General features: G+C 59.2%; 22 protein-coding genes. 19 read left to right on the forward strand and 3 right to left on the reverse strand.

Annotated elements, in window-relative coordinates; genetic code table 11:
- The first annotated feature begins 75 nt into the window (after window positions 1-75).
- Together PGS25_RS09135 and PGS25_RS09140 are read left to right on the forward strand one after the other, a co-directional pair.
- Window positions 76-861 carry a TIGR00282 family metallophosphoesterase gene (locus PGS25_RS09135; RefSeq protein ID WP_118285707.1) on the forward strand — a complete coding sequence of 262 codons (786 nt, stop codon included), beginning with the start codon at window positions 76-78 and terminating at the stop codon, window positions 859-861.
- 330 nt (window positions 862-1,191) lie between these two features.
- Window positions 1,192-3,066 (forward strand): DUF4914 family protein, encoded by a 1,875-nt coding sequence (locus tag PGS25_RS09140; protein WP_270418371.1) that lies wholly within the window; start codon window positions 1,192-1,194, stop codon window positions 3,064-3,066.
- Between the two features lie 86 nt (window positions 3,067-3,152).
- Here PGS25_RS09140 and tsaA read toward each other — a convergent pair whose 3' ends face one another.
- A complete protein-coding gene (gene tsaA, locus PGS25_RS09145) occupies window positions 3,153-3,833 on the reverse strand; it encodes a tRNA (N6-threonylcarbamoyladenosine(37)-N6)-methyltransferase TrmO (protein WP_118360841.1) in 681 nt (226 codons plus the stop codon).
- A gap of 142 nt (window positions 3,834-3,975) precedes the next feature.
- Between tsaA and PGS25_RS09150 the strand changes: the two genes are divergently transcribed.
- The 3 genes from PGS25_RS09150 (at window position 3,976) to PGS25_RS09160 (ending at window position 7,890) form a co-directional block, all read left to right on the forward strand.
- A complete protein-coding gene (locus tag PGS25_RS09150) occupies window positions 3,976-4,656 on the forward strand; it encodes a response regulator transcription factor (RefSeq protein ID WP_110435133.1) in 681 nt (226 codons plus the stop codon).
- 3 nt (window positions 4,657-4,659) lie between these two features.
- A complete protein-coding gene (locus tag PGS25_RS09155; protein ID WP_270418372.1) occupies window positions 4,660-6,111 on the forward strand; it encodes a sensor histidine kinase in 1,452 nt (483 codons plus the stop codon).
- Between the two features lie 183 nt (window positions 6,112-6,294).
- A complete protein-coding gene (locus PGS25_RS09160; RefSeq protein ID WP_270418373.1) occupies window positions 6,295-7,890 on the forward strand; it encodes a S1C family serine protease in 1,596 nt (531 codons plus the stop codon).
- Between the two features lie 163 nt (window positions 7,891-8,053).
- Here PGS25_RS09160 and PGS25_RS09165 read toward each other — a convergent pair whose 3' ends face one another.
- Both PGS25_RS09165 and PGS25_RS09170 read right to left on the reverse strand, forming a co-directional pair.
- Window positions 8,054-9,256: an ATP-binding protein gene (locus tag PGS25_RS09165; RefSeq protein ID WP_270418374.1), complete on the reverse strand. Its 1,203-nt coding sequence runs from the start codon at window positions 9,254-9,256 to the stop codon at window positions 8,054-8,056.
- A 110-nt stretch (window positions 9,257-9,366) separates the two neighbouring features.
- Window positions 9,367-9,531, reverse strand: coding sequence for a hypothetical protein (locus PGS25_RS09170; RefSeq protein ID WP_270418375.1), 165 nt, complete (start codon window positions 9,529-9,531; stop codon window positions 9,367-9,369).
- 134 nt (window positions 9,532-9,665) lie between these two features.
- Here PGS25_RS09170 and PGS25_RS09175 point away from each other — a divergent pair, with 134 nt between their 5' ends.
- The 14 genes from PGS25_RS09175 (at window position 9,666) to coaBC (ending at window position 21,094) form a co-directional block, all read left to right on the forward strand.
- Window positions 9,666-9,875 carry a putative Se/S carrier-like protein gene (locus tag PGS25_RS09175; RefSeq protein WP_270418376.1) on the forward strand — a complete coding sequence of 70 codons (210 nt, stop codon included), beginning with the start codon at window positions 9,666-9,668 and terminating at the stop codon, window positions 9,873-9,875.
- 1 nt (window position 9,876) lies between these two features.
- The gene (locus PGS25_RS09180; RefSeq protein WP_270418378.1) at window positions 9,877-11,004 is read left to right on the forward strand and encodes an aminotransferase class V-fold PLP-dependent enzyme; all 1,128 of its coding nucleotides are present in this window, start codon (window positions 9,877-9,879) and stop codon (window positions 11,002-11,004) included.
- A 217-nt stretch (window positions 11,005-11,221) separates the two neighbouring features.
- Complete coding sequence (gene cdaA, locus PGS25_RS09185) at window positions 11,222-12,040, forward strand: diadenylate cyclase CdaA (RefSeq protein WP_242988095.1); 819 nt, start codon at window positions 11,222-11,224, stop codon at window positions 12,038-12,040.
- Window positions 12,037-13,407 carry a CdaR family protein gene (locus PGS25_RS09190; RefSeq protein WP_270418379.1) on the forward strand — a complete coding sequence of 457 codons (1,371 nt, stop codon included), beginning with the start codon at window positions 12,037-12,039 and terminating at the stop codon, window positions 13,405-13,407. The genes cdaA and PGS25_RS09190 overlap by 4 nt, the downstream gene beginning before the upstream one ends.
- Window positions 13,408-13,412: 5 nt before the next feature.
- Window positions 13,413-14,984 (forward strand): NAD(P)/FAD-dependent oxidoreductase, encoded by a 1,572-nt coding sequence (locus PGS25_RS09195; RefSeq protein WP_270418442.1) that lies wholly within the window; start codon window positions 13,413-13,415, stop codon window positions 14,982-14,984.
- 113 nt (window positions 14,985-15,097) lie between these two features.
- A complete protein-coding gene (locus PGS25_RS09200; protein WP_158574681.1) occupies window positions 15,098-15,511 on the forward strand; it encodes a SoxR reducing system RseC family protein in 414 nt (137 codons plus the stop codon).
- Window positions 15,512-15,628: 117 nt separating this feature from the next.
- Window positions 15,629-16,561 carry a DUF5685 family protein gene (locus tag PGS25_RS09205; protein ID WP_270418380.1) on the forward strand — a complete coding sequence of 311 codons (933 nt, stop codon included), beginning with the start codon at window positions 15,629-15,631 and terminating at the stop codon, window positions 16,559-16,561.
- Window positions 16,548-17,180, forward strand: coding sequence for a J domain-containing protein (locus PGS25_RS09210; RefSeq protein ID WP_110435122.1), 633 nt, complete (start codon window positions 16,548-16,550; stop codon window positions 17,178-17,180). The genes PGS25_RS09205 and PGS25_RS09210 overlap by 14 nt, the downstream gene beginning before the upstream one ends.
- A gap of 1 nt (window position 17,181) precedes the next feature.
- A complete protein-coding gene (locus tag PGS25_RS09215; protein ID WP_270418382.1) occupies window positions 17,182-17,688 on the forward strand; it encodes a hypothetical protein in 507 nt (168 codons plus the stop codon).
- Between the two features lie 18 nt (window positions 17,689-17,706).
- Window positions 17,707-18,582, forward strand: a complete 876-nt coding sequence (locus PGS25_RS09220) for a YicC/YloC family endoribonuclease (RefSeq protein ID WP_270418383.1) — start codon at window positions 17,707-17,709, stop codon at window positions 18,580-18,582.
- A 30-nt stretch (window positions 18,583-18,612) separates the two neighbouring features.
- A complete protein-coding gene (locus tag PGS25_RS09225) occupies window positions 18,613-18,876 on the forward strand; it encodes a DUF370 domain-containing protein (RefSeq protein ID WP_110435119.1) in 264 nt (87 codons plus the stop codon).
- Entirely contained in the window at window positions 18,869-19,426 is a 558-nt protein-coding gene (gene gmk / locus PGS25_RS09230; RefSeq protein ID WP_118478414.1) for a guanylate kinase, read from the forward strand. Before PGS25_RS09225 ends, gmk begins: the two co-directional genes overlap by 8 nt.
- A 69-nt stretch (window positions 19,427-19,495) precedes the next feature.
- Window positions 19,496-19,894 (forward strand): DNA-directed RNA polymerase subunit omega, encoded by a 399-nt coding sequence (rpoZ, locus tag PGS25_RS09235; protein ID WP_118730261.1) that lies wholly within the window; start codon window positions 19,496-19,498, stop codon window positions 19,892-19,894.
- Between the two features lie 3 nt (window positions 19,895-19,897).
- Window positions 19,898-21,094, forward strand: a complete 1,197-nt coding sequence (gene coaBC / locus PGS25_RS09240) for a bifunctional phosphopantothenoylcysteine decarboxylase/phosphopantothenate--cysteine ligase CoaBC (RefSeq protein ID WP_270418384.1) — start codon at window positions 19,898-19,900, stop codon at window positions 21,092-21,094.
- The last annotated feature ends 234 nt before the right edge of the window (window positions 21,095-21,328 follow it).

The following is a 21,328-nucleotide window of genomic DNA, read 5'->3' on the forward strand; positions in this document are numbered from 1 at the left end:
CGTGGGTACGGTGCCCACGCTGAGGTTCAGCGGAACCAATCAACGGCTTGCAGCAATGATAGAAAGAGGTAATTCATGAAACTATTAGTCATCGGCGATGTGGTCGGTGAGGCGGGTATCGACGCGCTTCACGGCCTGCTCCGCCGCATCAAGCGCGACACCGGCGCAGATTTCGTCATCGTAAACGGCGAAAATGCAGCCGGAAACGGTGTTCTCCCGCGTCAGGCAGATGACATTTTTGCCGCCGGCGCGGACGTGATCACGCTCGGCAACCATGTGTTCGGCAAGCAGCAGATCGTGCCGTATCTGGACAGCCGTTCGGATGTTCTCCGTCCGGCCAATCTTGCGCCGCAAAGCCCCGGTCGGGGCTGGGGCATTTATGACGGCCCGCAGGGCATGCGCCTGCTCGTCATGAACCTGATCGGCCGCTGCGACATGAAATTCGGCCCGGATAATCCGTTCCTGTGTGCAGACCGCATCCTCAAGGAAAACGAGGGCATGTACGACGTGGCGCTTGCCGAAATCCACGCGAACGCCACGAGCGAAAAGCTGGCCATGGGCTATTACCTCGATGGCCGCGCGGCGGCTGTCTGGGGCACGCACACGCATGTGCAGACCGCGGATGAGCGCGTCAATCCCAAGGGCACCGGCTACATCACGGATATCGGCATGACCGGCCCGATCGTGTCCGTGCTCGGCGTGCGCGTGGAGCAGTCCATCGCCATGTTTCGCGGTGACCTGACCGAGTATTTCAAGACAGCTGAGGGCGACTGTGCAGTTTCCGGTGCGCTGTTCGATATTACAAGAAACGGAAAATGCAATTCCGTCACCCGCGTGTGGGAGCGCTGGAATGTGAGATAAAGTGTACGCAGATGCACAGTATCGCACTTTTGATACACGATTGCGCATTGTGAAACGGATTTTGCCATGCGGAAACGTTTTCGCAAAAAAGTCCTATCGGCGGACAAGTGACCGTGTCGGGAAAACAGTGAGAAATCCCTCAGGTTTTGTACATTTTGCAAGAACTTGTAATTCAACTTGCAAAAAAAGCAAAATCACAGTTGACGAGAGGGTGGGTTTTGCGGTATGCTATAATCGAAAGACAATGGGGCAAAGGTTAAGAAATTTAACCGGCCCGGTTAGCATGCCGTGGCGAGGGACTCCGCGGTGCTTAAGGAGGAAATGATACAGATGAACTCATTGCTCACCAAATTCACCTTTACCGATGAATTGACCGATGTCATCGAGAACTGCAAGGGCGTATTTGTTCCCACCAGCAAGGCGGAACTGTACGACATGGTATTCGGTCCGGAACATGCCGACGTGTACGACGTTGTGTTCGATGTACCGGGCAAGGGTCTGGTAAAAGAAGCTGATGTTGTCCGCTGCAAGAACGGCGCATCCGTTAACTTTGCAGAGGATTACATGCGCCGCCGCGAGCCGGACTGCATGCGCATCGCAGACGACAAGCCGACCGATAAGAAGCGCTTTGCGGATGTGTACGGCTACAAGTTTGACAAGCTGCGCCGCGAGACCATGGACTGGTTCAAGACGCAGGAGCTGATCCTCATGCCGTTTAATTCCGGCGGCAACCAGTACGGCTACGGCTCCATGCTCGTATGCCCGAAGCAGTGCGCGTTCTTCGCATTTGCGCTGGCACATCTGCAGGGCTTTGTAAGCGCAGAGGAGACCGAGGGCTACAAGCCGCGTGCGATCATCTACGTTGCACCTCCGTTCCGTCACACCCACTTTGAGGGCAAGCAGGTCGTTGTTCACAACCGTCTGGATGACTGCCACGAGGTATTCTCCTACAACCTGTATCCGGGCCCGTCTGCCAAGAAGGGTGTTTACTCCGTACTGCTCGACATTGGCGAGCAGGAGGGCTGGACCACCTGCCATACTTCCGCAGGCCGTCTGATCACCCCGTACGAGAACGAGCTTGTCATCATGCACGAGGGCGCTTCCGGCGGCGGCAAGAGCGAGATGCTGCAGGACATCGCCCGCGAGCCGGACGGCGAGGTGCTGCTCTCTACCAACACGGTAACGGGCGAAAAGACCTACCTGCATATCAGCTCCACCTGCAAGATCGAGCCGGTGTGCGACGATATGGCTACCTGCTATCCGGGCGTGCAGAACAAGTCCGGTAAGCTGGTACTCGTTGACGGTGAGGACGGCTGGTTCCTCCGTATGGACGGCGTAACCCACTACGGCTGCGATCCGGTTTACGAGCGCATCTGCACCGAGCCGAAGGAGCCGCTGTGCTTCTTCAACATGGAAGGCCATCCGGGTGCAACCCTGCTGATCTGGGAGCACACCCTGGATTCCAACGGCAAGCCGTGCTCCAACCCGCGTGCCATCGTGCCGCGCTGGGATGTTCCGAACATCGTCAAGGAACCGGTAGAAGTAGACGTACGCTCTTTCGGCGTTCGTATGCCCCCCTCCACCCGCGATAACCCGAACTACGGCATCATGGGTATGCTGCATATCATTCCGCCGGCACTGGCTTGGCTGTGGCGCCTGATCGCACCGCGCGGCTTCAATAACCCGTCTATCGTAACCGGCAACGAGCTGAAGAGCGAGGGCGTTGGTTCCTACTGGCCGTTTGCAACCGGCAAGCGCGTAAAGCAGGCCAACCTGCTGCTGCACCAGATCGTGGACAGCCCGAACACCCGCTACGTCCTGATCCCGAACCAGCACATCGGCGTTTACAAGGTCGGCTTTGCGGCTGAGTGGATCTCCCGTGAGTATCTGGCACGCCACGGCGGCGCAAAGATCCGCCGCGAGCACCTTGAGCCGGCACGCTGCCCGCTGCTCGGCTACGCGATGAAGGATCTGACCATCGACGGCCAGAAGATCCGCTCTAAGTTCCTGCGCGTTGATACGCAGGACCGCGTAGGCACCGACGGCTACGACGCAGGCGCAAAGATCCTGACCGACTTCTTCCGCAAGGAACTGGCGAAGTTCGATACGCCGGAGCTTGAGCCGCTCGGCAAGCAGATCATCGACTGCTTCATGAACGGCGGCACGCTGGAGGACTTCGAGAAGATCACTCCGACCGGCCTCTAATAAAACGTAAAAGAAAATCACCGAAACAAATCGTTTCGGTGATTTTTTTGTTTTCGGCACGGAATAGACGGGGAACATGAACCGCGTTAGCGACTCTCGATTTGCAGAACGGTCAGCAAGTCACCTTCCACGGTGAATTTTACCTCAAATCCCGCAAACGGGAACCCGTACACGCGGCCTGCCTCGTGCTGATAGCCCGGTCTCGGGTCCTGCGCGAGCACGTTCAGCAGGGTTTGACGGCGTTCCTGCGGCAGCTTTTCGAGCAGGCTTGCCGGACATTCCACGCGCACAGCATCGGTCGTGAGCGCAAAGCCGCCGAGCGCCTCCGGATGCGAGTCCGTGTACGCAAGATACGGCTTGATGTCGAAAATCGGCGTGCCGTCCATCAGATCCGCGCCCGAAATGTGCAGCACCGGACCGTCCGGCGTGTTGGGCTCCACGCGGTCAAGCCGCACCGAGGACAGCCCGATCTCGTTCGGCCGGAACGGCGAGCGTGTCGCAAACACGCCGATGCGCTTATTGCCGCCCAGCTTGGGCGGGCGCACGGTCGGCGACCAGCCGTCGCGCACGGCTGCCGAAAACTGCCAGATCAGCCACAGGTGCGAGAAACCCTCTATGCCGCGCAGCGCATCCGCGTTGCGGTATTCCGGCTCGAATACAATGCGCGCCGGTACGTCCGCCAGTCCGCTCTGCCGCGGAATGCCGAATTTGGTGGGAAAATCGCTGTGTATCCGCGCAATAATATGCATTTCTACCGTCTGTGACATAAAAATTCTCCTTTTGGGTGATATATTCAGTATAGCACAGGAACTGTCAGGTGCAAAGCGGTGTTTTACAGATTGTTAATGCTTTTTCCTCAAAAACGCGCTATAATAGAATTAGATTAAACTGGGAAAGCAGGGGAGAACTATGCCCAAGAAGATATTGATCGTAGAGGACGAGGCCAACATCCGTGAGCTGCTGCGCCTGTATCTGGAGCGCGAAGGCTACACGGTGCTCGAGGCGGAAAACGGCGTGGAGGGCATCAAAAAGTGGAAGTCGGACAAGCCGGACATGCTGCTGCTCGACGTGATGATGCCGGTGATGGACGGCTGGGCGGTCTGCAGGGAGATCCGCGCGGAGAGCGATGTGCCGATCATCATGCTGACGGCCAAGGGCGAAACCGCCGACCGCGTTTCCGGTCTGGAGATGGGCGCGGACGACTACATCGTAAAGCCGCTCGAAATGCCGGAGGTCATTGCGCGCGTGCGTGCGGTGTTCCGCCGCATGGCGCCGGATGATGCGCCCGAGAAGCTGTCGTTTGACAATCTTGTCATCGACAAGCAGGCGTACGATCTGGTCATCAAGGGTAAGCGCGTGGACGCACCGCCGAAGGAGATCGAGCTGCTGTACTTCCTCGCGTCCAGTCCGAACCGCGTGTTCACCCGCGCACAGCTGCTCGACGATGTCTGGGGCTTTGACTATTTCGGTGATACGAGAACGGTTGACGTACACGTCAAGCGTCTGCGCGAAAAGCTGGAGGGCGTTTCGGACAAGTGGGAGCTGAAAACCGTATGGGGTGTCGGCTACAAGTTTGAGACCAAGGAGTAAGCCATGGGCAGACGCAGTTTTTTCTTCAAGGACTATGTGGCCCATCTGGTTTTGATCGTGTGCGCGTTTGCACTGGCCGGCGTGGTGTTCTGCTACCAGATGAGCAGCTACGCGCTGCACGCCAAGCAGACCGAGCTGCGCACGACCGTGCAGAGCCTTGCCGAGCAGAGCAAGCTGCTCGAGGGTACGGACTCTGACGTGATCCGTCAGATTTATGTGCTGTCTATCGCGCGCGTGGCCAAGGAGGATGAGCTGACCGTGCTCATCACGGACGCGGACGGCAACATTGAAATGGGCGCCAAGCCGGACGGCACGACCTACACGCTGCCCGGCTATCATATCTCAAACGAAGTGGTCGCGGAGATGCACAAAAACGGCAGTTATGCGTCTGTCGGGTCACTCGGTGTGCTGAGTGAGTCCTCGTTTTACACGGTGGGCACCTGCGTCAAGGATGATAACGGCGATGCGGATTTGATGATCTTCGTCTCCACGCAGGACCCGAATTCGGCAGGCGTGGTGCGTCACTCGACGCAGACGCTCGTGCTCATCCTGCTGGTGACACTGGCGGTCATGCTGGTGATTTCGTTCATAATCTCTCAGCACGTCACGCGTCCGCTCAAGACGATTGCCGCCGCCGCTAAGGAATTTGCGGGCGGCAACTTCGATGTGCGCGTGCCCGAGGACAACCGCTGCTATGAGATTGACGAGCTGGCGGTCTCGTTCAACAACATGGCGCGCGACCTTGACCAGCTCGAGGAGCTGACCCGCGGCTTCATTTCCAACGTCAGCCACGAGTTCAAGACCCCGATGACGACCATCGGCGGCTTTGTGGACGGCATGATCGACGGCACGATTCCGCTCGACCAGCGCGACAAGTATCTGAAGATCATCGCGGAGGAGACCAAACGCCTGTCCCGCATGGTAAACCGCATGCTGGATGCCGCAAAAATTCAGTCCGGCGAGCTGATCCTCAGTCCGGCGCCGTTCGACTTTACCGAAATGACGGCGCAGATCCTGCTCTCGTTCGAGCAGAAGATTGAGAAAAAGAAGCTGGATGTGCAGTGCGATCTCGAGGAACGGCTGACCGTCATGGGCGACCGCGACCACCTGTACCGCGCGGTGTACAACCTGACCGATAACGCGGTAAAGTTCATCGAGGACGGCGGTACGCTGGGGCTGAAGGTCCATCAGGAGGGACAGCTGTGCGTGTTCGCCATCAGCAACACCGGTATCGGCATCTCGGCGGAGGATCTGCCGCATGTGTTCGACCGCTTCTACAAGACCGACCGTTCGCGCTCGATGGATAAGACCGGCGCAGGTCTCGGCCTGTATATTGTGAAGAATATCATCAACCTGCACGGCGGCGAGATCTCCGTCCGCTCGGGCGGCGGCGAAACCGAGTTTGAGTTCACCCTGCCGCTCGCACCGGAGCAGAATAAACCGAATAACGCCTAAAAAACGACCTCCGTGTGCAGCAATGCGCAGGGAGGTCGTTCTCTGCACGGACACAGATTCTTGATTGAGTGTTCAAAAAATATTCATATTGTTTTCAACAAACTGCCACATTGAGAAACTATGATAGAAGCATCAACAGAGGGAACGGAATGGTCCCGCGAATAACAACAGGAGGTCAGTATCATGGACGACTTCAACATGAACAACAAAACACCGCTGAACAGCAGCGATCAGAATAACGAACAGCCGGCCGCCGAAACCCGGAACACTGCACCGCAGAACGAGCAGCCGATGCAGCAGCCGCAGGCAGAGCAGCCCGCACAGGCTCCGCAGAGCGAGCAGCCGATGCAGCAGCCGCAGGCGGAACAGCCCGCACAGGCACCGCAGAACGAGCAGCCGCAGGCAGAAGAGCCGCGCACGCCGTTCCAGACGCCGGTGCAGCATCCGGAGTTCCATCAGGCGCAGCAGCAGACCGGCTTCGGCGAGGTTCCGCCGATGAGTCAGAAGCCGCACACCCCGAAGAATAAAAAGCACAGCAGAGGCTTAGCGCTCGGCCTGTGCGGTGTAGCAGCTGCGTGCCTGCTGTTTGCAGGCGGCGCCGTTGTCGGCAATATGGCGTTCGGCGGCAATGCAAACAGCGATTCCGGCGCTTCGGCATCGACCTCGGATTCCGCGCCGACGCTGCAAATCAACAGCAAGCCGACCTCGGATTCGAGCAACTCCTCGGACAACTACGACACCGCGGATGGCATGGCCGGTGAGGATATCTATAAAAAGGTCAATCCGTCGGTCGTATCGGTTATCTCCACCACCTCGGAGGGCACAGGCAGCGGCTCGGGCGTCATCATGAGCAAGGACGGCTACATCATCACCAACAACCACGTTGTGGACGGCGCGCAGTCGGTTTCGGTACAGCTGAGCGACGGCACCTCTCTTGATGCCGAGATCATCGGCACGGATGAGCAGACCGACCTTGCGGTCATCAAGGTAACGCCGACAAGCGACCTGACCGCCGCAGAGTTCGGTGACTCGGATGAGCTGGAGCCGGGCGAGTATGCCTACGCGATCGGTTCTCCCGGCGGCGTGCAGTTTGCGAACACCATCACCGGCGGCCGTATTTCCGCCATCAACCGCGATCTGACCGTCAATGACCGTGTTATGACGCTGATTCAGACCGATGCTTCCATCAACAACGGTAACTCCGGCGGCGCACTGATCAACAAGTACGGTCAGGTGGTCGGCATCACGTCCGCTAAGCTGTCCGGCAATGCGTTCGGCAGCGCCACCGTTGAGGGCATGGGCTTTGCCATCCCGATCAACACCGCCAAGGATATTGTTGATGAGCTGATTCAGAACGGTTACGTCTCCGGCCGTCCGTCCATCGGCATCACCGGCCAGAACGTCGAGTCCGCGGACGGCAAGGTGTCTGGCGTGCAGGTATATTCCATTGATTCCCGTGCAAAGGCAGCCAGTGAGGGTCTGCAGGTCGGTGATGTCATCACCGCCGTTGACGGTACCCCGACCCCGGACATGGATAAGGTAAACGAACTCAAGCAGGATAAGAAGGCCGGCGACAAGCTGACGCTGAGCGTATACCGCATTTCGACCGGCAAGACGCTCAATATCACCATCACGCTGACCGATTCGCACGACCTCGAGGGCGATGACCCGAATGCCCAGACCCAGCAGCGCCAGAGCAGCCAGAGCGATAATTCGCAGCAGAATGACGGCTACGGCAGCTATCGGTTCTCCAGTCCGTTTGGTTCGTTCGGCTGGTAAATAATTGAGGATTGAAAATGGAGCGGTATCCCATAGGGTGCGCCGCCTTCGGCACACCCTATGGCAAAGATGCTGCAAATGGTAAAACAAAAGGCAGATTTTCAAACGAAAATCTGCCTTTTCTGCACACGAAGTGGAAAATGAAATCATTCTCCATTTTCAATTACTTGCCATACTGCTCCGCCAGCTGCTGGCTGATGAACTGTCTTGCGGTACGCGGCGAGCGGCCGTTGCGGCGCAGCGCAAAGCGCTCTGCAAGCAGGTGCAGCTCGTCCGTATCAAGGTTCAGCTCGTTCTCCTTAGCCAGCTGCTCGACGATGTACAGATACTCGTCCTTATCCGGCACGGAGAAGGTGATCTCCAGACCGAAACGGTCGGACAGCGAGGTGACGGTCTCGAGGGTGTCACGCACGCGCACCTCATCGCCCTGACGGTCAGCCATGCTCTCACGGATGAGATGACGGCGGTTGGACGTTGCGTAAATGACCAGATTGGACGGTTTTCCGGCCAGACCGCCCTCGATAAATGCCTTGAGCGCGGCAAAGTTGTCGTCCTCGCTGCTGAAGGTCAGGTCGTCGAGGAATACGATGAAGCGGAACGGCGAACGCAGGGTCTGCTCGAACAGCTTGGGGAAGTTGGTGATCTGCCGCGGAGACATCTCGATGATCTTCAGGCCGCAGTCGGCGTACTCATTGGCAACCGCCTTGACGGTCGAGGACTTGCCGGTGCCCTTGTCGCCGTAGAGCAGGATGTTGTTGGCATCGCGTCCGTCGAGGAAGGCAAGCGTGTTCTTGAGGATTTTCTGCTTCTGCATTTCGTAGCCGGGCAGGTCGTGCAGACGGATGGCGTCCGGATGCACGATCGGGGTCGCCGAGCCGTCGTCCTGCATGGCAAACGCAGAGGACTGTGCGAAGAAGCCGTAGCCCTCCTCGCGGTAGTAATCGGCAAGAGCCGCACCGGTGGAGAACGGAAGCGAGTCCGCGGCCTCGAAGTCCGGCAGATCCTCGAGGGCAGGCTCGTAGAACTTGTCCGCTGCTGCGGACTTGAAGGCTTCGCCATCGAGCGCGAGCAGAGCGTTCAGCACGTCCAGATCGTGGGTTGCGGCATTGAGCACAGCCGCTTCCGGTGCGTTGATGGTATCGGTCAGGGTGTTGGTGTCAAAGTGCACGGCATCGAGCACTGCCTGCGCGATATCGACGCAGGAGAAGCGGGTCGCGCACAGTGCGCCGTAGCGGTCGGCAAAGTCGGCGGCTGTGCCGTCGAGCGCGGTCAGCGCGTCGCTGTAGGCGCGCACCAGCGGATGGGGGAGCAGTCCGCGCAGCACGGAAAGCGCGCGCAGACGCAGGGAAAGGGCGGAAAGCTCCATTGTTTTCAACTCCAGTCGGGATTGTAGTTTATAACTTACTCAGCATAGCACACTTTTTCGCTCATTTCAACATAGTATGAGGGGAGAAACCTTAGGGTAACACCGCACAATTAAAGCTGCGGCTCCTTGCGCAGGCTCCGGTCGCGCTGCCGCGGCTCCTTGCGCAGGCTCCGGTCGCGCTGCCGCGGCTCTTTGCGGAAATTTTGTGCCCTGACTTTGGCTTCGGTTCCTTGCGCGAGTTCCGTCCGCGCTGCCGAGATTTCACGGTAATACATCAAGTATTACCGCAAAACTGCGCCTCGTCAGTCCGCAAAATTTACTCACAAATCGCTTTTGTTCAATTATGCGGTATTGCCTTAGTTTCTCAGAATTGGGAGGGAGGAGTGCCCTTATGGGCGGTTATGCGCTGTTGATCTGCCGCAGTCAGACCGAGGCCATCGGCCTGCGGCGGCATTTGGCGCGGTTGGGTGTACCGGGAGAGGTCACGCGCCCGCCGCGTCACGAACGAACCGAATCCTGCGGATGGGCGGTGCGCGTGAGCGCGCAGCAGGCGGACTGGGCTGTGCATCGGCTGCGGCAGCTTGGTGCGCCGCCGTGCCGTGTGCTGCGGGAGGACTGACATGATCTATCTGGATAATGCTGCCACCACCTTGTATAAGCCGCGGGCGGTCGAGCAGGCGGTTCGCCGTGCGATGTATGGCGCGGCAGGCTACGCACGAGGCAGCTACGCGGCAGCCGGTCGAGCGGGAGAGCTGGTGTACGCCTGTCGGGAGCAGGCAGCGGCGCTGTTCGGCGTGGGCGAGCCGGAGCGCGTCATTTTTACGCTGAACGCCACACATGCGCTGAATATTGCGGTAAATGCTCTGGTTGCGCCGGATTCCCGCGTCATTGTGAGCGGTTACGAGCACAATGCGGTCATGCGGCCGCTGACGGCTCGAAATATTGAGCCGACCGTGCTGGATACGCCGCTGTGGGACGGCGCGGCTATGGTTTCCGCGCTGAAACAGGCGCTTGTGCAGGGCGCCGACCTGATGATACTCAGCCATGTTTCCAACGTGTTCGGCAGCATTGCGCCGCTGGACGAAATTGCGGAATTGCTGACGGCGGCAGGCGTGCCGCTCATCCTGGATGCGTCGCAGTCGGCGGGCGTGGCGGAGATTGACGTAAAGCGCTATCCGTGTCTTGCGGCGGTGTGCATGCCCGGACACAAGGCGCTGTACGGACCGATGGGCACGGGCATTCTGCTGGCGCTCGACGACCGGATTGCCGCGAAGCCGCTGCTGACCGGAGGAACGGGCAGTCTGTCCGAGAAGCTGCGTCAGCCGGATTTTCTGCCGGATGCGCTCGAGAGCGGCACGCCGAATGTGCCCGGCATCGCGGGACTCGCGGCGGGCATCGCCTTTGTCCGGGCGGTCACGCCGGCACACATTGCCGGGCAGGAGAGACGGCTGGTGCATGAGCTTGCCCGTGCGCTCTCCCGCGAAAGCAAAATCGAGTGCTTTGCCGGAAAGGAGCAGACCGGCGTGCTGTCCTTCCGTGTTCCCGGCACGCCGAGTGAGGTGCTCGCGGATATGCTCTCGGACGAGGGCGTGTGCACCCGGGCGGGGCTGCACTGTGCGCCGCTCGCGCACCGGACGGCGGGCACGGAGGACACCGGAACCGTGCGGCTGTCCCTGTCGTTCTACTCAACGGCGCGGCAGCTGGAGCAGGCCGCAGACAAAGTTTGCAGATTGGTAAAAAAACTGTGAACACGCTATACAGAAAGCCGGATTTGTGGTAGTATAAGTAAGGTAAAACATGGTGTTTGCGTGCAATCTGCTGCGTGCATCCGCAAATGCCCGCGAATATGAGGAGCAAGTTAGGATAGGTGACAAAATGGGAGCGCTGCAAAATGTATTCTCACCGAATTTATCATGGCGGACCATAATAAGTTCTTTTTTCAGTGCGTTTGATCAATTCCGCACAATGACGCCGATCGACGTGGTGGATATCCTCGTCGTGGCGTATATCATTTACCGTGTTATGAAGCTGCTGAAGGATACCAGCGCCGCACGACTGGCCAAGGGTATTCTTATTCTGGTGCTTATCATGCTGTTCGCCAGCTTCCTGCATCTGACCATGATCTCGTGGCTGCTGCGCAACGCGCTCAGCGTCGGCGTATTCGCCGTTGTGGTCATTTTTCAGCCGGAGCTGCGCCGCCTGCTCGAGCAGATCGGCAAGGGCAACCTCAGCCGCATGCTGATTCCGGATACCGACCCGAATGTGGTGGAGAGCATGATCGTTGCAACCGTTTCCGCGTGCGCGGATATGTCCAGGACCAAGACCGGCGCGCTCATCGTGTTCGAGCGCAAGGAGCGTCTCGGTGAGATCATCGCCACCGGCACGAGAGTGGACGCAGCACCGTCTGCCGAGCTCATCAAGAACATTTTCTTCAAGAACAGCCCGCTGCATGACGGTGCCATGATCGTCCGTGCCGGACGGGTGTGCGCTGCAGGCTGCGTGCTGCCGCTTTCCGGCAATCAGGGTCTGTCGCGCGACCTCGGCACGCGCCACCGCGCGGCTGTCGGCATGAGCGAGACTGCGGACAGCGTGCTCGTTGTCGTCTCCGAGGAGACCGGCGCGATCTCTGTCGCCATCGGCGGCATGCTCAAGCGCCATCTGTCGCCCGAGATTCTGCAGAAAATGCTCGAGAGCGAGCTGCTCGGCGATGAACTCAGGAACAGGAACGAAAAAAGCCGTATTGCCGCCATCCGCGACAAGTGGAAGGGAGGTGCCGGCAAGTGAAGAAGAATTTTATCAAAAAGCAGGATTTTCTGCTGAAGCTCCTGTCGCTGGCGCTGTCTATCGTTCTGTGGGCAGTTGTTATGGATATTGACAATCCTGAGCGCAACATGCGCTTTGACGATGTGCCGGTGCGCGTCATCGGTGCGTCGCAGCTGAAAGCATCGACCGGTCTGGAACTCATCGAGGGCGAGAACACAACGGTCACTGTCAGCCTGCGCGGTCAGAGCAAGAGCGTCGGCGAGGTCCGCGCCAGCCAGATCACCGCAACGGTGGATATCTCGGGTCTGACCGAGGCGAATGAATACGATCTTCCGGTCACCGTGTCGGTCAGCAAGTCCGGCGTGGAGACTAACTATGTCAATCCCGGCAAGGTGCACGTCCGCGTGGACCGCGTGGAGAGCAAGGATGTTCCGATCGAGGTCAATGTGACCGGCACACCGAGCGACGGCTACCGCGCAGGCAAGCCGACCGCGGCCACCAAAAAGGTCACCGTTTTCGGTCCGGCAACCGATCTGGCGCAGGTGGCCAAGGCGGTTGCAGCCGTGGATGTTACCGGCCGCAATTCCTCGCTGACCAACTACGAATGCAGGATAACCCTGTATGATCAGGACGGTGCGGCGTTCACCTCGAACTATATCACCAGCCAGACCGAAAAGATCAAGGTTTCGGTTCCGATCTACCGCGTCAACAACATTCCGCTGACCGTTATCCTCAAGGACGGCGGCAGCCTGACGCAGAATCAGGTGCAGTGCGTCATCGACCCGGAGAACGTAGAGGTTATCGCGAGCGATCAGGCGGTGCTGAGCGACATCAAGGAGATCAACCTCGGTGAGATCGACCTCGGCAGCGTCCACACGGGCACGCCGATCTCCATGTCCATCAAGGATAAGCTGCCGAGCGGCGTTTCGCTCGTCAGTGGTCAGCCGGAAACGGCAAACGTCACCATCTCGGTGGACGGTATTGCAACCCGCAAGGTGCAGGTCTCCAAGTTCGCGTGGAACGATACCGCGCAGGAGAATACGCCGTACAAGGTTTCCATCCTCACCAAGTCGGTCGAGATGGAGCTGCGCGGCAGTGAAAGCCAGCTGCAGAAGGTCGATGTGAATAACCTGTCCATCGGTCTGACCTACGATTCGGTATCGCTCGGCGTCGGCAGACACACGGTCAAGGGCGTGGCTACGACCGTCGGTCTGCCGAGCGGCGTAACGCTCGTCGAGGAGGATATCGAGGTCGAGATTGAGATCACCGACCCGCATGTGTCGGATGAGACGATCACCTCGGATAAGACAGACAGTACAGACGATACGGACAGCACGGCCGCAGAGCCGACCGTGCACCGTACAAGAAAGGGCGGTGACAGCCAGTGAGCCTGATGGTAACCGGCATCCGTCTGCCGTTTGATCTGCCGGAGCAGGCCGCCATTGCGGAGGCACGCCGGCTGACCGGTCTCACGGCAAACGACATACAAGCGGCGGTCTGCCGCGTCAGCATTGACGCGCGGCGCGGACAGATCAGCCGGGTATATTCGGTGCGTCTGGACGCGCCGTTCGACGAAAAGGCATTTGCGGAAAAACTGCAAATGCCCTTCGTGCGTTATAAACCCAATACGAAAATCGTCATTCCGCACGGCGAAAAGCGGCTCGAGCACCGTCCGGTGGTGGTCGGTCTCGGCCCTGCGGGACTGTTCGCCGCCTATGTGCTGGCAAAGCACGGCTACCGTCCGCTCGTGCTCGAGCGCGGCGGAGATCTGGACGAGCGCGACAAGGTCGTGGACGCGTTCTGGAAGGGCGGTGCGCTCGATACCGACTGCAATATCCAGTTCGGCGAAGGCGGCGCCGGCGCTTACTCGGACGGCAAGCTGACCACGCGCATCGGTGATCCGCTGTGCGACAATGTGCTGGAAATTCTTGCCGCGCACGGTGCTCCGGCGGATATCGTCAAAAAGGCGAAGCCGCACGTCGGCACGGATATCCTCAAGGATGTAGTTCGTGAAATGCGCCGCGAGATCATCAAAAACGGCGGTGAAGTGCGCTTCCGCACGCCGCTGACCGGCGTTTCGGTCAAAAACGGTGCGCTCTGCGCCGTTCAGGCAGACGGGCAGGACATCGCCTGCGAGCGGGCGGTGCTGGCCATCGGTCACTCGGCGCGCGACACCTTTGCCGCGCTGCATGGAAACGGCGTGTACTTTGAGCCGAAGGCGTTCTCTGTGGGCGTGCGCATCGAGCACCTGCAGACCGAGATCGACCGCGCTCTGTACGGAAAGGCGGCGGGACATCCCATGCTGCCGCCTGCGGAGTACAATCTCTCGCGCAGAGCCGACGGACGCGCGTGCTATTCCTTCTGCATGTGCCCGGGCGGCGTGGTCGTTGCGGCACAGAGCGAGGAGAACACGGTCGTCACCAACGGCATGAGCTATCATGCGCGCGACGGCAAAAACGCCAACGCGGCGCTTGCCGTGTCGGTTGACCCGAAGGACTACGACGACGGCACGCCGTTCGGCGGCGTGGCGCTGCAGCGCCGGATCGAGCACGCGGCGTACACGCAGACCGGCTCGTACCGCGCGCCGTGCCAGAAGGTCGGGGATTTTCTGAACGGCAAGCCGACCCGAAAACTCGGTGCGGTCAAGCCCAGCTATCCCATCGGCGTGGAGCTGGGAGAGGCGGCAGCCTGCCTGCCGGACTTCGCGCAGACCATGCTGCGGGACAGCCTGCCGTATTTCGGCCGTAAAATCCGCGGCTATGACACGGCGGACGCGCTGCTGACCGGTCCGGAAACGCGGACCTCGTCTCCGGTGCGCATGACGCGCGGCGAGGACCTGTTCGGACTCGGCTGCAGCGGCATCATTCCGTGCGGCGAAGGCGCCGGATACGCCGGAGGCATTATGTCCGCCGCCGTGGACGGTATCCGTGCGGCATTTCGGATTATGGGAGAGTTTGCAGATTGAAAATGGAAAATGGAGAATGAATGTGCTTTGTGCATGACCATAATTTTCAATTCTCCATTCTCAATTTCCCATTACTGCAACTGGTTTTGAATAATAGAGAGGAAGATTTCAACGTGACCCAACAGGGAACCATCAAAAAGCTGCTGCCGAACGGCCTGGCAGAGGTCGAGGTAACGCGCCGCTCGGCGTGCGGCCATGACTGTGCCAAGTGCGGCGGCTGCGGCGGTCTGGAAACCCAGACACTTTACGTTACCGCACGCAATCACGCGCATGCGTCCGTCGGCGACCGCGTGCTGCTCGAGGGCGAGACCAAGCAGGTGCTCGGCTTTGCCGTGCTCGTGTATCTGCTGCCGCTCGTGCTGTTTTTTGTCGGCTACGGCGTTGGCGCAGGAATGAAACTTGGCGGCGGACTGTCCGCGCTCATCGGCGGCGTGCTGTTCGTCGGCGGCATTCTGGCGGCGATGTGGTACAGCCATAAGCTGAAGCTCAGAAATGAAGCGCCGTTTGCCATCACCGAGCGGCTTTGATGCGGAATAGAGTCGGTGAAACCGTGGTTTCACGACAGGCAGTTTTAATTTTTTATGAATTTTCGCCAATTTTCTGTGTTCGCCCTTGTCAGATACGCAAAAGTTCGGTAAAATAGATTGAATACGAAAGTCCGTGCACACCGCACGGCGGGAAAGGGCTATGCGATGTTTGGCTTTATCCGTCCGGTGAAGGCCGAGCTGCGGGTGAAGGAGGCTGACCGTTTTCAGCAGGTTTACTGCGGCTTATGCCACACGATCCGCGCAGAATACGGCAGATTTTACACCTTGTTTTTAAGCTACGATATGACGTTTTTTGCACTTGTTGCAGGAAGTGAGGAGGCGGAGACTGCTCCGCCGTGCAGAAAACGATGCGACGCTTCTCCGTTTCGGCGGAAAAGCTGCGCTGAGACAGACGATGCACTTCGTCTGGCGGCGGACGCGAGCATCCTGCTGACCTATCACAAGTTTCAGGATGATCTGGCGGACGAAAAGGGCGCGAAACGCGCGCTTGCGGCGCTGCTGTGCCGCCTTGGCCGCCGCGGCTACGAGAAGGCGCGCGCACGCATGCCCGAAGCGGACGAGGACATCCGGCAGGCACTCGAGGATCTGCGCTGTCTGGAGGCGGAACGCTGCCCGTCCATGGATCGTGCGGCGGATACGTCCTCGCGCATGACGGCTGCCGTTGTGCCGCGCACCGGAGACACCCGCGAGCGTATTCTGCACCAGATGTTCTACCAGATCGGCAGGTGGATCTACCTTGTCGATGCGGTGCAGGACATCCAAAAGGATATGGAAGAGAACAGCTACAATCCGGTCGTTCTGCGGTACGAGCTGCAAACGCCGGACATCTCTGCGGTAAGGGAACCGCTCGAGCGCACGCTCGAACGCTCACTGGCGGATATCTGCATGGCATTTGACCTGCTGAGTCCCCGGAGAGATGCGGACCTGATCCGCAATATCATTTTTCTTGGTATGCCGACCGTTACCCGACAGGTACTGAACGGCACCTACCAGACGAACGAAGGAAGGGGCAAACATGGATCCCTATAAAGTGCTCGGTGTAACACCGCAAACAAGTGATGATGACGTCAAGCGTGCGTACCGTGAACTGGCGCGCAAGTATCATCCGGATAACTATGTAAACAATCCGCTGGCAGATTTGGCCGAAACCCGCATGAAGGAGATCAACGAAGCGTACGACATGATCATGAACGAACGCAGGAATCCGGCGGGAGGCAGCAGCGGACAGCAGCAGAGCTATGGCGGCGCATACAACGGTCAGCAGTACGGCGGCTATCAGCAGCGCACCTACACCGGTGCGAATGCTGCGCTGTACAGTCAGGTGCGGCAGGCCATCAATCAGGGCAACCTCGGCATGGCGGAGGCGCTGCTGCAGCGTGCCGCAGGACGGGATGCGGAGTGGTTCTATCTGACCGGCACGGTATACTACCGCAAGGGCTGGTACGATGAGGCCGCCCGCGCGTACACGCAGGCGTGTCAGATGGACCCGAACAACGCGGAGTACCAGCACGCGCTGCAGAATCTCCATCTGTCCGGCGGCTACGGCGGCTACCGGCCGATGCAGGAGACAAGCATGTGCGACTGCTGTGTGCAGACGCTCATCTGCAACTGCTGCCTGAACATGTGCTGCGGCGGAGGCGGCTGCTGATATGAGCACGCGCGAGATCGCCCGCGGCGGACTTCTGGCAGCGGCGGCCACGGCGTGGCTGTATTTCGGCGGCGTGATGCCGCAGATCGGACCGGCGGCCTGCCTGATAGCAGGTGCGGCCTCAGCGATACCGCTGCTGCGCCGCGCAAACGTGAAAACGGCGGTGCTGCTGTACCTCGTCACCTCGGTACTGGGACTGCTGCTGACACCGCGCAAGCTGATCGCGGCGGCCTATGTGCTGCTGTTCGGCCTGTACCCGATCGTGAAATATCTGATCGAGTGCCGTCTGCCGGTTTTCACGCAGCTGAGCGGCAAACTGGCGTATTTTAACATTGTGCTGGTGCTCGCGGCTGTTCTGGTAAGCTGCGGTCTGTTTCCGCAGCTGGAAATGCCGGGTATTTTTCGGCTTGCCGGACTGTGGATCGCGGCAAATATCGGCTTTATTGTATATGATATCGGGCTGTCAAAGGTGATCGCGCTGCTGCGCCGCACCCTGCCGCCCGAATAAGAAGGGAAAGAGATATCTATGAAGAGTATGACCGGCTACGGACGTGCCAAGCAGGAGCTGCACGGCAGAACCATCACAGCAGAGCTGCGTGCGGTCAACCACCGCTATCTGGACTGCACGGTAAAGGCTCCGCGTCAGTACGGCTTTCTGGATGATGCCGTAAAAAAGGCCGCTGCGGCGCGTATTGCACGCGGCAAGGTTGAGGTTTACATCGGCGTGGAGACGCAGGAGGGCGGCGACATTGCGGTTACGGTGAACCATACGGTCGCGGAGCACTATCTGGCGGCGCTGCATGAGCTGGCCGACAAGTACGGTCTGCGCGATGACGTGAGCGTGATGAGTCTGGCGAAGCTGCCGGATGTGCTCGGCTCCGAGCGCATCGAGCAGGACGCGGACGAGATGACCCGCGATGTGCTGTCCGTATTTGGCGAAGCCTGCGACAATTTCGACGAAATGCGTACCCGCGAGGGTGCTAAACTGGCTGAGGATGTGCGAAACCGCGCGTCCGAGATCGAGCGCATGGTCGGTGAGGTGGAGGTCCGCTCGCCGGAGCGCGTGCGCGAGTACCGCGAGAAGCTGCTCGCCCGCATGAAGGAGGTGCTGGCGGATACGTCCATCGACGAGACCCGCATCGTCACCGAGGCGGCCATCTACGCGGACAAGACTGCTGTGGACGAGGAAACCGTGCGTCTGCGCAGCCATCTGCAGCAGCTGGACGGCATGCTGAATGAGGTCAAGCCGGTCGGCCGCAAGCTGGATTTTCTCGTGCAGGAAATGAACCGCGAGACCAATACCATCGGCTCCAAGGCAAACGATGTGTCCATGGCGCAGGTCGTGGTCAATATCAAGAGTGAAATTGAGAAGATCCGCGAACAGATTCAGAATATCGAGTAATTTACAGTATATCGAGGAGTGAGGTCAGCGATGAAGCTCATCAATATCGGATTTGGCAATATGGTCGCTTCGTCGCGGCTGATCGCCATTGTCAGCCCGGAATCCGCGCCGGTCAAGCGCACCGTGCAGGAGGCCCGCGACCGCGGCATGGTCGTGGACGGCACCTACGGCAGACGCACCCGCGCCGTGCTCATCATGGACAGCGACCATGTGGTGCTCAGTGCTCTGCAGCCGGAGACCGTTGCGGCTCGTTTTGCGGGCGAGACCGAGGAAGGAGAACCAGAAGATGCGTAAGGGAACGTTGTATGTATTCACCGGACCGTCCGGTGCAGGCAAGGGCACCGTGCTGTCCAGGCTGCTGAGCGAGGACGAGAAGCTGTTCTTCTCGATCTCTGCGACGACCCGTGCGCCGCGTCCGGGCGAAAAGGACGGCGTACAGTATTATTTCCTCACGAAAGAGGACTTTGAGGCGAAGATCGCCGCTAATGCGTTCCTCGAGCACGCGAAGTACGTGGATAACTACTACGGCACGCTGGAGGCTCCGGTGAACGAAAAGCTGGAGGAAGGCTGCGATGTTATCCTCGAGATCGAGGTGCAGGGCGCGATGCAGGTGCATGAAAAGCGTCCGGATGCCGTGATGGTGTTCATTGCGCCGCCGTCGTTCGAGGAACTTGCGAACCGTCTGCGCGGACGCGGCACCGAGGACGAAGCCAAGGTGCAGAAGCGTCTGGAAACGGCGAAAGGCGAACTCGCGCAGCAGGATAAATTCGATTACGTCGTCGTAAACGACACGGTGGAGCGTGCAGTAAACGAACTGCATGAAATCCTTAACAAGCGTCGATAAGCGACAGTATATAAACAGAAATTTTCATAAAATAAAACTATATCTGGTAAATAAGGAGAACTGATTACTATGCTGAACCCTTCTATGCAGGAACTGATGAAACGAGTAGGCAACCGCTATCTGCTGGTAAACCTGGCAGCACAGCGCGCCCGCGATATTGCCGATGAGTCGGAGGAAAAGGGCGAGCCGCTGCCGGACAAGGCTGTTAAGCTGGCGCTCGATGAGATCGCAGCCGGCAAGATCGTTTACCGTCCGGGTCCGCGTGTAGAGACTGCTATTCCGCAGAACAATGCCATTGCAGCCGCTATGGTTGATGTGGACGATACCCTTGATCTGGATGAGGACGAGGAGCACTCCGACTCCGAGGATGACGAGGACAAGGATGAGAACGCGGACGAGGTGCGCCGCCTGAACGAGTTTGACGACGGCTCTCTGAGCGACGGCGACATTCCGGAGGAGGACCTCTAAGCCATGCGTTTTGCAGGGAAAACGGTCGTTCTGTGCGTGACGGGCGGCATTGCGGCTTATAAAGCTGCCGATCTCACCAGCAAGCTGCATCAGAACGGCGCGACTGTCCATGTGCTGATGACCGAGTCCGCGACTCAGTTTATCGCGCCGATGACGTTTGAAACACTGTCCGGCAACCGCGCGGTCGTGGATACGTTCGACCGCAGCTTTCCGTGGGAGGTGGAGCACATTTCGCTCGCGAAGGCGGCTGACGTGTTCGTTATCGCACCGGCGACCGCCAATGTCATCGCCAAGGCGGCGCACGGCATCGCGGACGACATGGTGACGACCACGCTGCTTGCCACCAAGGCGCCGGTCGTTGTCGCTCCCGCGATGAACACCGGCATGTATGACAATCCGGTGACGCAGGAGAACCTCGCTGCGCTGAGAAAGCGCGGCTTCCACATCATCGAGCCGGACGCAGGCCACCTCGCCTGCGGCGACAGCGGCCGCGGCAAGCTGCCGGACACGCCGACGCTCCTATGGGGCATTGAGAAGGCGCTGACCGAGCAGGATCTGGCAGGCAGGCATGTTCTTGTTACCGCCGGCCCGACACAGGAGGCCATGGACCCGGTTCGGTTCCTGTCCAACCACTCCACCGGCAAAATGGGCTACGCGATCGCGGCCCGCGCGGCCATGCGCGGCGCTGACGCAACGCTCGTTTCTGGACCGACCGCGCTCGATACGCCGCACGGTGTCACGCGCGTGGATATCGTTTCCGCGCGGGATATGTACGACGCGGTGACGAGCCGCGCACCCGAGCAGGATTTCATCATCAAGGCTGCCGCCGTCGGTGATTACCGTCCGGCGCAGACTGCGAATGAAAAGCTCAAAAAGGGTGACGGCGAGATGAATATCGAGCTGACCCGCAATCCGGATATCCTCGCCGCGCTCGGCAAGGACAAAAAGCCGGGACAGCTGCTGTGCGGCTTTGCGATGGAAACGCAGAACCTTCTCGATAACGCCGAGAGCAAGCTGCGCCGCAAGAACTGCGATATGCTCGTGGCGAATTCGCTGCGCGATAAGGGCGCGGGCTTCGGTACGGATACCAATGTGGCTACCTTGCTGTTCAAGGACGGCCATCGGGAGACCCCGCCGATGATGAGCAAGGAAGCACTTGCTGACCTGATTCTCGATAGACTTCTCTCGATGAGTAATTGAGAATGGAGAATTAACGTAAGGGTTTGTGTTTGCTTCATTCTGTGGGAGGCAATCTAAATGCCAACCAAACGATTTGTGCGGCGCTATCATGCCGCACCTGCGTAGATTTTCCGATATGTGTAGCAGTACGCTATCCGAGAACTGCGAAGAATTTACGAAATAAATGCAAGAGTAGACCGACTGCCGTTCCTCTTATCGAAGCGGTCGCCGGTCTCTGACCTGCGCCGGGTTGGG

This window comes from Butyricicoccus sp. AM78-15b2TA (genome assembly GCF_027665985.1).
GTDB classification, from domain to species: domain Bacteria; phylum Bacillota; class Clostridia; order Oscillospirales; family Butyricicoccaceae; genus Agathobaculum; species Agathobaculum butyriciproducens.

What these genes read in the sequence shown, in the direction of transcription:
- rpoZ (WP_118730261.1), top strand. Translation starts at nt 19,496, where the DNA reads ATGCTGAACCCTTCTATGCAGGAACTGATGAAACGAGTAGGCAACCGC.
- PGS25_RS09160 (WP_270418373.1), top strand. Translation starts at nt 6,295, where the DNA reads ATGGACGACTTCAACATGAACAACAAAACACCGCTGAACAGCAGCGAT.
- PGS25_RS09155 (WP_270418372.1), top strand. Translation starts at nt 4,660, where the DNA reads ATGGGCAGACGCAGTTTTTTCTTCAAGGACTATGTGGCCCATCTGGTT.
- PGS25_RS09195 (WP_270418442.1), top strand. Translation starts at nt 13,413, where the DNA reads ATGGTAACCGGCATCCGTCTGCCGTTTGATCTGCCGGAGCAGGCCGCC.
- PGS25_RS09170 (WP_270418375.1), bottom strand. Translation starts at nt 9,531, where the DNA reads ATGTATTACCGTGAAATCTCGGCAGCGCGGACGGAACTCGCGCAAGGA.
- gmk (WP_118478414.1), top strand. Translation starts at nt 18,869, where the DNA reads ATGCGTAAGGGAACGTTGTATGTATTCACCGGACCGTCCGGTGCAGGC.
- PGS25_RS09220 (WP_270418383.1), top strand. Translation starts at nt 17,707, where the DNA reads ATGAAGAGTATGACCGGCTACGGACGTGCCAAGCAGGAGCTGCACGGC.
- PGS25_RS09225 (WP_110435119.1), top strand. Translation starts at nt 18,613, where the DNA reads ATGAAGCTCATCAATATCGGATTTGGCAATATGGTCGCTTCGTCGCGG.
- PGS25_RS09180 (WP_270418378.1), top strand. Translation starts at nt 9,877, where the DNA reads ATGATCTATCTGGATAATGCTGCCACCACCTTGTATAAGCCGCGGGCG.
- PGS25_RS09150 (WP_110435133.1), top strand. Translation starts at nt 3,976, where the DNA reads ATGCCCAAGAAGATATTGATCGTAGAGGACGAGGCCAACATCCGTGAG.
- cdaA (WP_242988095.1), top strand. Translation starts at nt 11,222, where the DNA reads ATGACGCCGATCGACGTGGTGGATATCCTCGTCGTGGCGTATATCATT.
- PGS25_RS09215 (WP_270418382.1), top strand. Translation starts at nt 17,182, where the DNA reads ATGAGCACGCGCGAGATCGCCCGCGGCGGACTTCTGGCAGCGGCGGCC.
- PGS25_RS09135 (WP_118285707.1), top strand. Translation starts at nt 76, where the DNA reads ATGAAACTATTAGTCATCGGCGATGTGGTCGGTGAGGCGGGTATCGAC.
- PGS25_RS09210 (WP_110435122.1), top strand. Translation starts at nt 16,548, where the DNA reads ATGGATCCCTATAAAGTGCTCGGTGTAACACCGCAAACAAGTGATGAT.
- PGS25_RS09165 (WP_270418374.1), bottom strand. Translation starts at nt 9,256, where the DNA reads ATGGAGCTTTCCGCCCTTTCCCTGCGTCTGCGCGCGCTTTCCGTGCTG.
- coaBC (WP_270418384.1), top strand. Translation starts at nt 19,898, where the DNA reads ATGCGTTTTGCAGGGAAAACGGTCGTTCTGTGCGTGACGGGCGGCATT.
- PGS25_RS09140 (WP_270418371.1), top strand. Translation starts at nt 1,192, where the DNA reads ATGAACTCATTGCTCACCAAATTCACCTTTACCGATGAATTGACCGAT.
- tsaA (WP_118360841.1), bottom strand. Translation starts at nt 3,833, where the DNA reads ATGTCACAGACGGTAGAAATGCATATTATTGCGCGGATACACAGCGAT.